The following is a 15,425-nucleotide window of genomic DNA, read 5'->3' on the forward strand; positions in this document are numbered from 1 at the left end:
CGGTGCCCGGGCGGCCACCGCCCTTCGGCGGCCGCCCGGCGGGTCAGCCCTGACCGGCCCTGCCGCCGTGGTTCGCCTTCTTCTTCCGGCGGGCCTTCTTCCTGCGGGCGCGCTTGGACATCGTGGTTCCTCCGGTCCGTCGGGTCGGGTGGTTCAGGCGGCCCGGCCGACCAGCTGGTCGGCGAGCTTGGCGAGCCGCTTCAGCGAGCGCTCCTCCTGCGCGGCCGCCGCCGTCGGCGCGACCGAACCGCCTTCGTAGTACGCGCCGTTGGCGAGTTCCACGCTCGGCAGGCAGAGCCGGACGACGGCTTCCGCGCCCTCCGCGGCCGGCGCGCCGGTCCGCCCGTAGAGCGGCAGCAGCGCGGTGTCGCACTGGCCCGGGTTGAGGCTGACGGCGGTGACGCCGGAGCCGGCCGGCGCCATGTCCGCGGTGGCCATGGTCAGCGCCAGCTGCGACTGCGCGTACGCCGCCACCCGCGAGTACCTCTTCACCCGCTGCGGGTCCGACCAGTTCATCGAGGCGGTCCGGTGCAGCGCGGAGGAGACGTTGAGGATCCGGGCGTCACCGGCCGCCGAGAGCGGGGCGTGCAGCAGCTTCGCCAGCAGGTGCGCGGCCAGGAAGTTGACCTGCAGCGAGACCTCGTTGCCGTCGTCGGTGAGGGTGCAGCGCTCGGGCGCCATCGCGGCGGCGTTGTTCACCAGCAGGTCCAGCGCCGGGTAGTGCTCGACGACCGCACCGGCCAGCACCGCGACCTCCGCGAGGTGGGTGAAGTCGGCTGCCAGCTCGACGAGTCGGTCCCGACGGGCGCCCGCCTCGACCAGCCGGGCGACGGCCGACCCGGCCTCGGCGGTGGTACGGGCGTGCACCAGCACGGTGGCGCCCAGCCCGGCGAGCAGCCGCGCGGTCTCCCACCCGATCCCGGAGGAGGCCCCGGTGACCAGCGCGGTGCGCCCGGACAGGACGTTGCCGGATGTTGCAGACATTCCGGACATGACGGAGTCGGAGGTGGACAGGACGGAGTCGGACATGACCGTTTCCCAGGGGTGTGAGGCACCACCGGCCCTGCTCGGGGCCTGGGGTGCGTGCTCAAGAGACGTGCCGGAAGTGACGCGCCGCAAATGACGCGCCGCAAGTGACCTGCCGGAACTGACGTACCGCACAGCGACACCGGACTGCGCGATCCACACACCCGCCCCCGCCCGTGCCGGGACGGCGGCGGGACGGGGTGCGGCGCGTGCCGTGCCCTCCGGCGGGGAGGCGCGGGATCAGCGCACGGCGATGACGGCCACGGCTGCGCCGACCGGCGGCCGCGGATGCGGCGGGCGGTCGTGATGGCGTGCCGGGCGCTTCATGTCCTTCATCCAACCCGCGCGCCCCACCCCGGGCAAGCGCCACGCCGCCGCCCTGACGAATCCCTGACGCCGGCCACCTGCCGCACGGTCAACACCCGCCACCGGTACCGATCGAGGGACCGGGCCGACTCCGAGCCCGGCAGCCGGCCGACCGCCGGACCACAGCCAGTCCCGCTTCTTGAACACCAGGTAGAGCCCGGTTGCACACCAGTGCCGTCAGGGCGATCGCGAACGGATGGCCGAAGGCCCACCTGAGCTCCGGCATCTGCCCGAAGTCCATCCCTGCACCGTTCCGATCAGGGTCGGCGCGAAGAGGATGGCGGCCCGGGAGGAGATCCCGGCCGCCCGGTCGCGTCGGCCTGGCGGGGCCGGCCGGCCGGGCGGCCCGAGCGGACGTCAACGGTGGCCGGGGGTAACGGCGTTCGTCCGACCGAAACGATCACGGAGCCCCGGGCGCCCACTACGCTACGTGTCATGACTTCTTCGGAGAGGACCCCCGGGCGGGGCACTGCGGTGGTGATCGGCGGCGGACTGGCCGGGTTGGGGGCAGCGTGGGCGCTGCGCGGGCGCGCCGAGCGGATCGTCGTCGTGGAGCGGGACCACTACCCGACGGAGCCGGCGTTCCGGGCCGGGGTGCCGCAGGGGCGGCACGCCCACCTGGTGCTGGAGGCCGGGCACCGGGCCCTGGAGGAGATGTTCCCCGGGATCAAGCAGGAGTTGCTGGACGCGGGTGCGCTGCGGGTGACCACCTCGGAGGTCAAGTGGCTCAGCTCCGCCGGGTGGATGGCCGAGTACCCGGCGCGGATGGCCTTCCTCTCCTGCACCCGGCCGGTGCTGGACCACCTCGTCCTGGAGCGGGTCCGCGCCGACTCCTCGATCGAGTTCCTGGAGGGCACCGACGTGGTCGGCCTGCTCGGCTCGGCCGGGGTGGTGACCGGGGTGAAGGTCCGCGAGCGGGGCCCGGAACGCGGCGAAGTCCGCGACCTCCCGGCCGAGTTGGTGGTGGACGCGGCGGGCCGCTCGACCTCGGTGCCGAAGTGGCTGACGGAGCTGGGCTGCCCCCCGGTGCCCGAAGAGCGGGTGGACGCGGGCGTGGCGTACACCTCCCGGCTGTTCCACCGCCCGGCCGGGGTCGACCTCGGCGGCCAGGCGGTCTACCTGCAGACCAAGGCGCCGGACGCGCCGCGGATGGGCGTCCTGCTGCCGGTCGAGGGCGACCGGTGGATCGTCAGCCTCGCCGGGATGCGCGGCGCCGAACCCGGGCCCGGCGAGGAGGGGTTCACCAGGCACCTGGCCCGACTGCGCGACCCGCTGCTCCGCGAGGCGCTGCGGGACGCCGAACCGGCGGGCGAGGTGCGCGGCTTCCTGCCCGGCCCGGGCGTGCGGCGGCACTACGAACGCAGCTGCCCGGACGGCCTGGTGGCGGTCGGCGACGCCGCGAGCACCTTCAACCCGGTGTACGGCCAGGGGGTCACCGTCGCCCTGTTCTGCGCCCGGGAGCTGCGCCGCACCGTGCTGCGGCACGGCGGCATCGACCACGCCGCGGCCCGGGACGCGCGGCGCGCCGTCGCGGCGGCGTCCAAGAACCCGTGGGTGATGTCCTGTGCCGAGGACGCCCGCTTCGACACCACCACCGGCGCGCCCACCGGCGCCCTGCTCAAGCTCCAGCACCGCTTCCTGGACAAGGTGCTGGCCGGTGCCACCCGCGACCCCCTGGTCACCGCGGCGTTCCACGAGGTGATGTCCCTGGTGGAGCCGCCGTCGCTGCTGTTCCGCCCGTCGGTGCTCAGCGCCGTCCTGCGCGGCTGAACACCGATGCGCCGAGCCCTGCCGGCCCGGACGCAGCCGGGCCGGCAGGGCGGGCCAAGCCGGTCGGCCCGGCGCGGTCACACCGCCCGGTGCGTCAGACGGTCGGCTTCCCGTGGGAGGCCGACCCGGCCGTGACGAGGGCCGTGATCTCGTCGGCGAGGTGCGGGCCGAGCTCGCCCCAGCCGTCCTTGTACCCGTAGACGCCGGCCAGGGTGCGGGCCTCGTAGTCGCCGTTCATGATCTCGATGTCGTTCGCCGTGATCAGCGCCGGGTGGGCCACGCCGACGGCCGCCGAGACCTTCATCAGCTCCTTGCGCAGGGTGCGCAGGTAGACGGCGGCCCGGGTGGCCTTCGAGGCCGGGTCGAGGCCGCGGGCCAGCCACGGGTTCTGGGTCGCGATGCCGGTGGGGCACTTGTCGGTGTGGCACTTCTGCGCCTGGATGCAGCCGATCGACAGCATCGCCTCACGGGCCACGTTGATCATGTCGACCCCCAGGGCGAAGGCGACCGCGGCGTTCTCGGGCAGGCCGAGCTTGCCGGAGCCGATGAAGGTCAGGTCGTCGGTCAGCCCCAGCTCGGCGAAGGTGCCGTAGACCCGGGAGAAGCCCATCCGGAACGGCAGCGACACGGAGTCGGCGAACATCCGCGGCGCCGCCCCGGTGCCGCCCTCGCCGCCGTCGATCGTCACGAAGTCGACCCCGCGGTCGCCGCGCGCCATCAGGCCGGCCAGCTCCTGCCAGAAGCCCATGTCGCCCACCGCGCTCTTCACGCCGATCGGCAGGCCGGTCTCGGCGGCGAGCAGCTCGACGAAGTCGAGCATCGAGTCGACGTCGCCGAACGCGGTGTGCCGCGACGGGGAGGCGCAGTCCTCGCCGACCGGGATGCCGCGGATCCCGGCGATCTCCGGGGTCACCTTGGCACCGGGCAGCATCCCGCCCAACCCCGGCTTGGCGCCCTGGGAGAGCTTGATCTCTATCGCCTTGACGGGAGCGCCGGCGACCACGTCCTTGAGCTTGTCGAGGTTGAAGCTGCCGTCCTCGTTGCGGCAGCCGAAGTACGACGTCCCGAGCTGGAGGACGAGGTCACCGCCGTTGCGGTGGTACGGCGAGAGGCCGCCCTCGCCCGTGTTGTGCATCGTGCCCGCCAGCGCCGCCCCCTTGTTGAGCGCCGTGACGGCCGCACCGGAGAGCGATCCGAAGCTCATCGCCGAGATGTTCACCACGCTGGCCGGCCGGAACGCCTTGGCGCGCCCGCGCGGCCCGCCCAGCACCTTGGCCGAGGGCAGCGGGGCCTGCGGGTCGTGCGCATCGGGCAGGGCGCCGGCGAAGGTGCGCTGCTTCACGTAGGCGTGCCCCTGGACGTGCTCGACGTCGACTTCGGTCCCGAACCCGAAGTAGTTGTTCTCCTCCTTCGCCGACGCGTAGATCCAGGTGCGCTGGTCACGGCTGAACGGGCGCTCCTCCTCGTTGGAGGTCACGATGTACTGCCGCAGCTCCGGACCGATCCTTTCCAGCAGGTACCGGGCGTGCCCGACCACCGGGAAGTTCCGGAGCAGCGCGTGCCGCTTCTGCATGAGGTCGCGGGCAGCCAGGAGCGCCACCGCTGTCGCGGCGGCCGCGCCGATCTTCCGGGCGTGCATGAACGTTCCTCCTCGGTGCACGGCACCATCGCCGTGCGGTGGGGTCGTCGTGTCGTGTGGGGTGCCGGACGGCGGGCACGCGGCCGAGCAGGCAGCAGCGTCCGTCGAAGGATGCCAAACGATGTTAAGAGGCCACCCGGACCGGCCTGCGGCCAGGGGCCGGTCGGAGCGCACGGCGACGACCCGCGCCCGGCGTTCCGGACCGTTCCGGAGCGATCCGGACCGTGCTGGGGTGTTCCGGGCCGTTCTGCGCGATCCGGAGCGATCCAGAGCGTTCCGGAGTGTTCCGGATCGTTCCGGAGGTCAGCAGGCGGCATTCAGCCGCCGTACACGCTGTTTCAACGTTGCGTCACCAGAGTTCGGCCTCGTGCCTACCTCACACTCGCGTGCCGGCGTCGCCTCCGTGTGCGCCGCGGCTTTGACGTTGTCAGGAATCGTCGTCACCGGGATCGTCGCCGCGCAGCCCGCGGCGGCCGCGGACCCGGCCGGCTACCAGAACGTTCGGATCAACGAGGTCACCTCGTCGAACAGCGACACGGTGGAGTTGTACAACACCGGCTCGACCGCGGTGAGCATCAGCGGCTGGAAGATGTCGGACGACAGCTTCTCCCCGCAGTCGTTCAGCCCGTCCTCCGGCACGATCCCGGCCGGCGGCTTCGTCACCTTCAACTCCCCCAAGGGGCTCGGTGACTCGGACAAGCTGGTGATCTACACGGCCGACGGCACCGTGGTCGACCGCGTCGAGTGGGCCACCGGCGCGGCGAAGCCGGCGATGGCGCGCTGCGGCGGCGACGGCACCGGCGCGTGGGTGACCACGACCGCCGCGACCACCTTCGGCGCCGCGAACGCCCCCGGCTGCCCGTCGTCGACACCGGCGGCGAGCCGGGTGCGGATCAACGAGGTCACCTCGAACGGCTCGGACACCGTGGAGCTGTACAACGGCGGAACGAGCGCGGTCAGCATCGGGTCGTGGAAGTACGTCGACGGCGACACCACCCACTCCCCGGTCTCCGTCTCGTCCTCCTCGCCGAGCGCGACCAGCATCCCCGCCGGCGGCTACGTCACGTTCGACTCCCTCCTCGGCCTGGGCGACAACGACTCGGTCTTCCTCCTCGACGGCAACGGCAACACCGTCGACTCGGTGACCTGGGCCACCAACGGCGCCAAGCCGTCGGACGAGCGCTGCGCCAACGGCACCGGGTGGTTCCAGACCTCCACCACCGCGACGCCCGGCAGCGCGAACTCCTGCTCGGGCAGCGGCGGGGGCGGTGGCGGTGGCGGACAGACCGGCCACCTGCTGGGCGGCGGCGGCGCGTTGACCAGCGGCTGCACCCCCGAGGCGCCCTCCGGTACGGGTTCCACCCCGGCGGGCACCCTGGCGTGGCCGGGCGGGCTGGACGTCACGATCGCCGACAACGTCTGCGCGTTCACCACGTCCACCGGCCCCGAAGGCCGTGACCTGAGCGGTCTGGCCTTCGACCCGGCCAACCCGTCGGTGCTGTGGGCCGCCAAGAACAAGAACTGGCTGTTCAAGCTGGTCAAGAGCAACGGCAAGTGGATCCCGGACCCGTCGTGGAGCGCGACCGGCAAGCAGATCCGCTTCGCGGGCGGCTCCGGCCAGCCGGACTCCGAGGGCCTGACGGTCGGCGCCAACGGCCACCTCTACGTGACCTCCGAGCGCGACAACACCGACAACACCGTCCCCAAGGACACGATCATGGAGTTCGACCCGGCCGCGGCCGGATCGACGCTCACCCCGATCCACCAGTGGGACATGACCTCGCAGTTCCCGCAGCTGAACACCGGCAGCAAGGACGAGGCCAACCTCGGCTTCGAGGGCGTCGGCTACGTGCCGGACAGCTGGCTGACCGCTAACGGCTGGGTCGACCCGCTCACCCACGCCGCCTACAACCCGGCGAACTACCCGCTGCACGGGTCGGGCCTGTTCTTCGCCGGACTGGAGTGGGACGGCACCCTGCACGTGTACGGCCTGAACTCCGACGGCACGTTCACCACGTTCGGCACGATCGCGACCGGCAAGGTCTCCGTGATGGACGTGACCTTCGACGCCGGCACCCAGCGCCTCGTCGCGACCTGCGACAACACCTGCGGCGAGACGCACACCTTCATGAAGGTCGACGCCGCCGGCGCGATCGTCCCGGACGTGACCTACACGAACCCGGCCGTCATGCCGATCGACAACCTGGAGGGCTTCGCGATCGCGCCGACGTCCACCTGCGTCAACGGCTCCCGCGAAGCGGTCTGGAGCGACGACGGCATCTACGGCTTCGGCTCCGGGACCTCCTCCTCCGGACACGCCCTCTACAGCGGCACCTTCCCCTGCTGATCCCTCCCGGGCGGCGGGACCGGGCGTGCGTCGGTGACGGCGCGGGCCGCACGCAGTGGTGAAAGCTCCCGGCCGACGGCGGGTCACGACCGTGACCACCCGCCGACGGCCGGGAGCTTCGTCGTGCCGGGCCGCCCACGCTCGGCGGGCACAGCGGGCACGGCGGGGACTTCCGCGGGACCCGGCCCGCGGTTGGTAGCGTCCCACCATGATCGGCTCCGCGCTGGTGCGCCTCGCGACCTTCAACGTCCTGCACGGGCAGCGGCTCCCGGACGACGGCCGCCCACCTCGGACGCCGTCCGGCACCGTCGACGTGCACCCGCTCATCGACGCCGTCGCCGCCCTGGACGCCGACGTGGTGGCGCTGCAGGAGCTCGACCGCTTCCAGGAGCGGTCGGGCCGGGTGGACCAGGCACGGGCGATCGCCGAGGCGACCGGTGCCGCGGACTGGCGCTACGCCTCGGCGTTCCACGCCCGGTCCGGGCCGGGACGGGCCTGGGCCCCCGACCGGTCCGAACCGGGGCTGCGGGTGTACGGGCCGAAGGGCGCCGGGCACGACGGTGAGGTCCCCTCGCACGGCATCGCGCTGCTGTCCCGGCTGCCGGTCCTGAGCCGGCGGGCCCGGCGGTTCGGCGCACCACCCCTCGCCGTGCCACTGCCGGTGGCCGGGCGGGCGGGCCTCACCGTGATCCGCGACCATCCGCGCGTGGCACTGGCCGCCGTCCTGCAGGGACGGCGCGGCCCGTTCACCGCGGTGGCGCTGCACCTGTCGTTCGTCCCCGGGTGGAACCTCCGCCAACTCCTCGCCGTGCACCGCTGGATCGCCGACCTGCCCCGGCCGCACATCCTGCTGGGTGACTTCAACATCCCCGGCGCGATACCCGCGGCCACCCTCGGCGCGGCCGAGCTCCTCGCCCCGTCGAGCCGCGCGACACCCTCCGCACCCCGGACGCCCTCCGCACCACGGACGCCGTCGATGCCCCCGACGCCGTCGATGCCCTCGATGCCGCAGCCTGACGGCCTGCCGCCCCGGTCCGGCTGGCACCACCTGGCCCGCGTCCGCACCTTCCCGTCGCACCGCCCGCTGGTGCAGCTCGACCACGTCCTCGCAGCCGGGCTCGGCCCGCACCGACCGCAGTCGGTGCGGGCCCCGAGGATGCCCATCTCGGACCACCGGCCCGTGGTGGTCGAGCTGCAGCTGTAGCCCCGCCCGCGCACCCCGCCCGAGCCGGGAACGCTGGCGCGGCCCCACCCGTACGGGCAATCATGTGCTGACGTGGCGTGACTTCCACCTCCCGGAACGGGTGTTGCCGGCATGCCGGTCGACTGGCCTGCCGAACCGTTCGTGTTACGTCCACCGCGGCCCGGAGCGGGCGGCGGGCGCCGCCGCGGGCAGCACGGAGGGCACGCCCGTCGTCCTCGCACCGGAGACCGGCGGCGAGGGTGGGCAGTGGGTCGCGGAACGGTTCAGGATCGTCCACGCGCGGATCCGGCACGCCGCCTCCGGCCTCTACCTGGCCGCCGAAGGTCGCCGCCCGCACCAACTTCCCCGCCGCCCGTCCGACAGGTGTGCCGGGCGGCGGCTGTGCGTGCACGGTGGCGGGTACGTCAACGAGATCGGCAAGCAGCACCGGGCGCTCGTCTCCCGGCCGGCCGACGCGTCGGGGTCGCCGTGTCGCCCTCACCGTCAGTAGACGTCGCGGGCGTAGCGCCGCTCGGCGGCGAGCTGTTTGACGTAGGCGGCTGCGTCTTCCTCGTCGAGTCCGCCGTGGGTGACGGCGATGTCGCGCAGGGCGCGGTCGACGTCCTTGGCCATGCGGCTGGCGTCGCCGCAGATGTAGAAGTGGGCGCCGTCCTGGAGCCAGGACCACAGCTGGGCTCCGTTCTCGCGCATTCTGTCCTGCACGTAGACCTTGGTGCGCTGGTCGCGGGAGAAGGCGAGGTCGAGGCGGGAGAGGGTGCCGTGGCGGTGCAGTTCTTCCAGTTCCTGCCGGTAGTAGAAGTCGGTGGTGCGGCGCTGTTCGCCGAAGAAGAGCCAGTTGCCTGCTCGGTGACCGAGGGCGCGCCGGTGGTCGAGGAAACCCATGAAGGGCGCCACCCCGGTGCCGGGTCCGACCATGACGGCCGGGGTGGCGGGGTCGAGCGGCGGGCGGAAGTGCGCGGAGCGCTGGACGAACAGCGGGACCTCGGTGCCGGGTTCGGCATCGGCGAGGAAGGTCGAGGCGACTCCCTTGCGCCGGTGGCCGTTGGGGCCCTCGTAGCGCAGCACGGAGACCGTGAGGCTGACCTTGCCGGGGGTGGCGAGTGGGCTGGAGGAGATGGAGTACAGGCGTGGCTGGAGGCGCTTGAGGAGGTCCGTCCACTCCTGGGCGCCGATCCGGACGGGGTAGTCGGTGAGGATGTCGACTGCCTGACGGCCCCAGCTCCACTTCGCGAGTCCGTCCTTGTTGTCAGGGCGGAGCAACCGCTTGAGCGCGCGGTCGCCGGTGTGTTCGACGGCGAGGCGCAGGAGGTCGGGGGTGATGCGCGTGATGTCGAGGTGGTGGGTGAGGGCCTCGGCGAAGCCGACGGTGGTGGTGCCGGTGAGTACGACGTCGGCGGCGGGGTCGAGGCCGGTGACGGCCAGCCACTCGCTCACGAGCTCGGAGCAGTTGGCGGGACGGATACCGAGGGCGTCGCCGGCCTCGTACTCAAGCGCGTCGCCGATGTCGAAGGTGAACCGGCGGACCTCCTTGTCGGCGCCGGCCAGGCTGAGGAGCTGGTTGTCGCAGATCGGCGCGCGGTAGGGAGCGTTCCTGCTGGGACGGGCGGCGGTGGCGGCGGCGGTGACCGCGGTGGCAGTGGCGGCGGTGGCGGTGGCGGTGGCGGTGGCGACCGGGTCGGCCACGGGTGCTGCCGCCGGAGCGTGCGCGGAGCCGGGCACCGACGCCCGGCTGTCGACGGCGGTGAGGACGGCCTCGAGCCAGGCGTCGGCGCTCTCCTCGTCGTCGGGTTCGCAGTCGGCCCGGGGGTGCAGGCGGGTGGCGCCGAGCGCGGTGAGGCGTTCGTCGAGACGGCGGCCGTGGCCGCAGAAGTCGTCGTAGGTGGAGTCACCGAACGCGAGGACGGAGTAGCGGACGCCGTGCAGCAGCGGCGCGTCGGGGGCGCTGAGGCCCTGCCAGAAGTCGGCGCCGTTGTCGGGGGCGTCACCGTCACCGAACGTGCTGGTGACCACGAGGACGTCGGTGTCGGCCGTGAGCTGCGCCGGGCCGACATCGGCCATGGCGAGCAGCGTGGGGGCGTGGCCGGCGTCGGCGAGCCGGGAGTTCAGGGCGGCGGCGTGGTCCTCGGCGTTGCCGGTCTGCGAGGCCCACAGGACGAGCAGGCGGCGGGTCGGCGCGGCCGCCCCGGAGGAGGGAGCCGGTGCCGTCACGAGTTCACCGACTGCTGCGGGCGCGAGGCCGGGGGCGCCGGTACGGGAGAACATGCCGGCGAGGAGGCCGTCCACCCACAGGGCCGTGCCCGGGTCGAAGGGGGCGGTCGGCGGGAGCACGGGCACGTCGACGGGCGGCGGGGCCAGTGCGACGCCGACGAGGTAGCCGGAGAGGTAGCGGCGTTCGTGGTCGGCCAGCTCCGGCGGAGCGAGGTCGGTGATGCCGAACGTCGCGGCAAGGGCGGACAGTGCGGCCGTCGCCGGACCGGCCTGGACGGGGGCGAGGGTCGTGACGGGTCCTGGCGGTGCGCCGGACCCGGGGGTGGCTGCGGTGACGGGTATGGCTGCGGTGACGGGGGTGGCTGCGGTGACGGGGGTGGCCGTGTCAGCGGCAGGCTCGGTTCGCGGGTGGGCCGTGGGCACCGGCGCGGCGGTCTTGGCGAGGGTCACGGCGCAGACCTTGAACTCGGGCTGGTAGGAGACAGGGTCGACGGCGTCGTTGGTGACGGCGTTGACCGAGAGGTACTCGCCGAACAGGTCGTTCCAGTGGAACGGGGCGAAGCAGTTGCCCGGACGCACCCGGTCGGTGACGACGGCGGGCAGGACGGCGCGGCCGCGGCGGGAGGCGACCTCGACGTGGTCCTGGTCGGCGATGCCGAGGCGCCGGGCGTCCTCGGGGTGGACCTCGACGAAGGGGCCGGGGTTGAGCCTGTTGAGCTTGGCCACCTTTCCGGTCTTGGTGAGGGTGTGCCACTGGTGCTGGAGTCGGCCGGTGTTGAGGACGAAGGGGTAGTCGTCGTCGGGGAGTTCGGCGGCCGGAAGGTGTGGGCGGGCGAAGAACCGGGCTCGGCCGCTCGGAGTGGGGAAGACGAGCCGGGGACGGGTGCCGTCGGATCGTTCCAGCAGGCTCTGGCTGACGCCGTCGTTGAGGTAGCGGATGGGGTTGCGCGCCGGGCCGGCCGGGGCCGCGGGCCACTGCACCGGGGTCTCGCGCAGCCGCTCGTAGGTCACGCCCCGCAGGTCCCAGCCGGTCTTCGGGTTCCAGGCCCGCTTGATCTCCTCGAAGACCTCCTCCGCGTTGTCGTAGGTGAACGCCTCGGCGAAGCCCATCGCGCAGGCGACGCGGGCGATGAGCTGCCAGTCCGGTGTGGCCTGGCCGGGCGGGGTGACGACCCCGGGGACGAGGGTGAGGTTCCGCTCCGAGTTGATCATGACGCCGTCGGACTCGGCCCACAGCGTGCCCGGCAACACCACGTCGGCGTAGGCGTTGGTCTCCGTCGCCGCGAAGACGTCCTGGGTGATGACGAGTTCGGCCGCCTCCAGGCCCCGGATGACGGTCTTGCGGTTGGCGACGGAGGCGACCGGGTTGGTGCAGATGATCCAGCACGCCTTGATGTCGCCGGCGGCCATCTGCTCGAACATCTCGACGGTGCCGCGGCCGACCCCGATGCGCAGCGAGCCCTGTCCGATGCCCCACAGGTTCTCGACGAAGGCCCGGTCGTCGTCGGCCAGGACGGAGCGCTGGCCGGGCAGGCCGGGGCCCATGTAGCCCATTTCGCGGCCGCCCATGGCGTTGGGCTGCCCGGTCAGGGAGAGCGGGCCGGAACCGGGGCGGCAGATCGCGCCCGTCGCGAGGTGCAGGTTGACCAGGGCGTTGGTGTTCCAGGTGCCGTGGGTGGACTGGTTGAGCCCCATCGTCCAGCAGCTCGTCCACTCGCCGGCCTCGCCGATCCACCGGGCAGCCTGGCGGATGTCGGCCTCCGGGAGGCCGGTGATCTCGGCGACCCTCGCCGGAGGGTAGTCGGCGAGGAAGGCCGGCATGTCCTCCCAGCCGTCGGTGAACTCGGCGACGAACTCGGGGTCGGTGTGGCCGTTCTCCACCAGGAGGTGCAGCAGACCGTTGAGCAGGGCGAGATCGGTGCCGGGTTCGATCTGGAGGAACAGGTCGGCCTTGTCGGCGGTGGCGTTGCGGCGGGGGTCGACGACGATCAGCTTCGCACCGGACGACTTGACCCGGTCCATCATCCGTAGGAACAGGATCGGATGGCAGTCGGCCATGTTCGCGCCGATCACGAAGAACGCGTCCGCCCGTTCGAAGTCCTCGTACGAGCCGGGCGGGCCGTCCGAGCCCAGCGACAGCTTGTATCCCGAACCCGCCGAAGCCATGCAGAGCCGCGAGTTGGACTCGATCCGGTTCGTCCGTACGAATCCCTTCGCGAGCTTGTTCGCCAGGTACTGCGCTTCCAGGGACATCTGCCCGGAGACGTAGAAGGAGAGCGCGTCGGGGCCGTGCTCGTCCAGGATCGCCTTCAGCCGGGCCGCGACCGCCGCCACGGCGGCGTCCACGTCGGTGGGCAGGGCGGGTTCGTCCCGGCTGCTCCGGACGAGCGCGGTGTCGAGGCGGCCCGGCGCGGCCAGCATGTCCGCATGCGTCGCGCCCTTGGTGCACAGCCTCCCGGTGTTCGCCGGATGGGCCTTGTCGCCGGACACCTTCGCGACGGTTCGGCGGCCGTCGGCGCCGAGCGTCAGGTCCAGGACGATTCCGCAGCCCACGCCGCAGTACGAGCAGACCGTCCTCGCCCGACCGCCACCAGTCCCGACCACACGTCCCCCTCCACCGTGCGGGCCCGGGCCCGCCTGTCGCGCGTGCGGCAACGCCCGCACGCACGCCCAACCTAGGAAGTGCGTGTTGCGGTGGACGGCGGAGATCGCTTCGGGACCGTTACGCCGCCCGCACCGCCCCCGCGCCGCGGCTGTGAGGGCGTGGCCGCGGATCCTTCCCGACAGCCACGCCGGTCGGCGGAAACGGAAGCCTCGTCGGGGTCGGTGGCGCGTCGGTGGCGGGGTGGCGGCCGGTCGCGGTCGGTGGCGGTCGGTGGCGCGAAACCGGCCGAGCCCGGGACGGGGCCGAGTACTGCGCACGGCCCGGGAGCCGGATGTCTCCCCCGGGCCCCCCGTCACGTGTGCGACGGCCCCTCAGGACGAGGTCGGCGAGGGGGGAGCAGAACCGCCGGCCGAGGCCGAAGCCGACGTGGACGGGCACGTCGACGGCGGGGCGGACGGGGAGGCCGACGGGCTCAGGAAGCCGGCGTCGGCGAGGACCTTCTGCCCGTCGGGCGATTCGACGAGTGCGACGAACGCGGAGGCGCCGGCCGCGTTCGGGGCGTGGGTGAGCGTGGCGATCGGGTACCTGTTGATCGCGCAGGCCGCTTCGGGGAAGTTGACGCCGTCGACCTTGTTGCCCGCGCTCTTGACGTCGGTCTGGTAGACGAGCCCGGCGTCGGCCTCCCCGAGCTCGACCTTGGTGAGCGTGGCGGTGACGTCCTGTTCGTAGCTGACGGGCGTGACCGTGACGTTGCCGGCCGCGAGCGCGGTCTGGGCGGCGGCGCCACAGGGAACGGTCTTGGCGCAGAGCACCACCTTCACCGAAGGGTCGGAAAGACCCTGCAGGCCGGTGATGTGCTGGGGATTGCCGGGCCGAACGGCGATCTCCAGCGCGTTGCTGACGAAGACGGTGGGAGTTCCGGCCGCGTCGCCCTTGTCGGTGACGGTCTTCATGGTGGCCGGGCTGGCGGAGGCGAACACGTCCGCCGGTGCACCGTTGACGATGCCGGCGGCCAGGGTGTCGCTGCCGCCGAAGTTGAAGACGACCTTGGTGCCGGGATGCGCGCCCTCGAACATCGTGCCGAGCTGGGTGAAGGCGTTCTTCAGCGAGGCGGCGGCGAAGACGGTCACCGTGCCGCTGATGGTCGCCGAGGCGGAGGCGGAGGGGCCGGACGAGCTGCTCGAACTGCTCGAACTGCTCGAACTGCTCGACGAGCAGGCGCTGAGTGCCAGCAGAGCTGCGGCGACGGCGCCGGCGGTGGCGGAGCGGTACACGGTGGTCTCCCTGAGCCGTGGGGCGGTCCCCGTGAGGATAGAACGGCAGATACCAGCAGGTATGGGACATTCAGCTGGCATTAGCCCGACTGAACGAGCCGGCGGCCTGGCATCTGAGATGTCGCCGAAAGCGTCCCCCCGGTGGACCTCAGACCGCCGGTGGGCCGCCGTGGAAGTAGCTGCCGGGGGTGAGTCCGGTCTCCCGGACGAAGGCGGCGACGAAGGCGCTGGGCGTCGCGTAGCCGACCCGGTCCGCGACCCTGATGACGGGCTCCCCCCGGGCGAGGTGGCCGAGGGCGGCACGCAGCCGCACGGCGGTGCGCCAGCGGGCGAAGGTGAGGCCGGTGTCGGCGGCGAACGCGCGGGCCAAGGTCCTGGCGCTGGATCCGACGTGGCGTCCCCACTGGGCGAGGGTCCGCGGGTCGGCCGGGTCGGCGACCAGGGCGTGGGCGACGTCGAGGGCCCGGGGATCGGCGGGCATCAGCACCTCGATCGAGCGGGCGGCGACCGGGGCCAGGTTGTCGATCAGGACGGCCTGGGCCCGGGCCCGGCGCGCCGGAGCGAGGGTGGCGCCCGCCAGGTGGTCGATCAGGACGGCGACCAGCGGACCCACCGCAACCGGCTGGGGCAGTGACCAACCGGGCAGCCCCGCGCCCCGGGTGATGTTCAGGCTGCGCATGGCGGTACTGGCCAGGGCGGCGGTCTGGTGCGCGGTGCCGGCCGGGATCCACAGAGCCCGGGTCGGCGGCAGGATCCACTCGCCGTCCTCGGTCGACACGGTCAGCACGCCGTTGCGGGCCCACACGACCTGGTGCGTGTCGTGCCGGTGGGTGCCGAACCGACTGCCCGGCGCCAGATCGTAGGCGCGCACCACGATCGCGGCGGCCACCTGGTCCACGGTGCCCGGCGGGCCGGCCTGAGGTTGTCCGTTTGACGACATGATGTGGAAGCGTACGCGCTGGTGGCCCGGCCGTGCCCTTCCTAGC

Annotated in this window: 8 protein-coding genes and 1 pseudogene; 3 read left to right on the forward strand and 6 right to left on the reverse strand. The window is 72.9% G+C overall.

Annotated elements, in window-relative coordinates:
• Positions 1-153 precede the first annotated feature (153 nt).
• Together ABTY56_RS00285 and ABTY56_RS00290 are read right to left on the reverse strand one after the other, a co-directional pair.
• A complete protein-coding gene (locus ABTY56_RS00285) occupies positions 154-984 on the reverse strand; it encodes an SDR family NAD(P)-dependent oxidoreductase (protein ID WP_350625242.1) in 831 nt (276 codons plus the stop codon).
• Positions 985-1,515: 531 nt separating this feature from the next.
• Positions 1,516-1,689 (reverse strand): annotated as a pseudogene (locus tag ABTY56_RS00290) (CorA family divalent cation transporter); the annotation flags it as partial.
• 138 nt (positions 1,690-1,827) lie between these two features.
• Here ABTY56_RS00290 and ABTY56_RS00295 point away from each other — a divergent pair.
• Positions 1,828-3,162 carry an NAD(P)/FAD-dependent oxidoreductase gene (locus tag ABTY56_RS00295; RefSeq protein ID WP_350624833.1) on the forward strand — a complete coding sequence of 445 codons (1,335 nt, stop codon included), beginning with the start codon at positions 1,828-1,830 and terminating at the stop codon, positions 3,160-3,162.
• A gap of 94 nt (positions 3,163-3,256) precedes the next feature.
• Here ABTY56_RS00295 and ABTY56_RS00300 read toward each other — a convergent pair whose 3' ends face one another.
• Positions 3,257-4,801, reverse strand: coding sequence for an FMN-binding glutamate synthase family protein (locus ABTY56_RS00300; RefSeq protein WP_350624835.1), 1,545 nt, complete (start codon positions 4,799-4,801; stop codon positions 3,257-3,259).
• A 424-nt stretch (positions 4,802-5,225) separates the two neighbouring features.
• Between ABTY56_RS00300 and ABTY56_RS00305 the strand changes: the two genes are divergently transcribed.
• The gene (locus ABTY56_RS00305) at positions 5,226-7,148 is read left to right on the forward strand and encodes a lamin tail domain-containing protein (RefSeq protein WP_350624837.1); all 1,923 of its coding nucleotides are present in this window, start codon (positions 5,226-5,228) and stop codon (positions 7,146-7,148) included.
• 208 nt (positions 7,149-7,356) lie between these two features.
• Positions 7,357-8,352, forward strand: a complete 996-nt coding sequence (locus ABTY56_RS00310; protein ID WP_350624839.1) for an endonuclease/exonuclease/phosphatase family protein — start codon at positions 7,357-7,359, stop codon at positions 8,350-8,352.
• A 483-nt stretch (positions 8,353-8,835) separates the two neighbouring features.
• Here the strand turns inward: ABTY56_RS00310 and ABTY56_RS00315 are convergent, their stop codons facing one another.
• The 3 genes from ABTY56_RS00315 to ABTY56_RS00325 form a co-directional block, all read right to left on the reverse strand.
• Positions 8,836-13,164, reverse strand: coding sequence for a bifunctional nitrate reductase/sulfite reductase flavoprotein subunit alpha (locus ABTY56_RS00315; RefSeq protein ID WP_350624841.1), 4,329 nt, complete (start codon positions 13,162-13,164; stop codon positions 8,836-8,838).
• Positions 13,165-13,536: 372 nt separating this feature from the next.
• The gene (gene modA / locus ABTY56_RS00320; protein WP_502892999.1) at positions 13,537-14,520 is read right to left on the reverse strand and encodes a molybdate ABC transporter substrate-binding protein; all 984 of its coding nucleotides are present in this window, start codon (positions 14,518-14,520) and stop codon (positions 13,537-13,539) included.
• A gap of 67 nt (positions 14,521-14,587) precedes the next feature.
• Positions 14,588-15,379 carry an AraC family transcriptional regulator gene (locus ABTY56_RS00325; protein WP_350624845.1) on the reverse strand — a complete coding sequence of 264 codons (792 nt, stop codon included), beginning with the start codon at positions 15,377-15,379 and terminating at the stop codon, positions 14,588-14,590.
• Positions 15,380-15,425: the final 46 nt, after the last annotated feature.

Origin of the sequence: Kitasatospora sp. NPDC097691 (genome assembly GCF_040302665.1) — a bacterium.
Lineage (GTDB): Bacteria > Actinomycetota > Actinomycetes > Streptomycetales > Streptomycetaceae > Kitasatospora.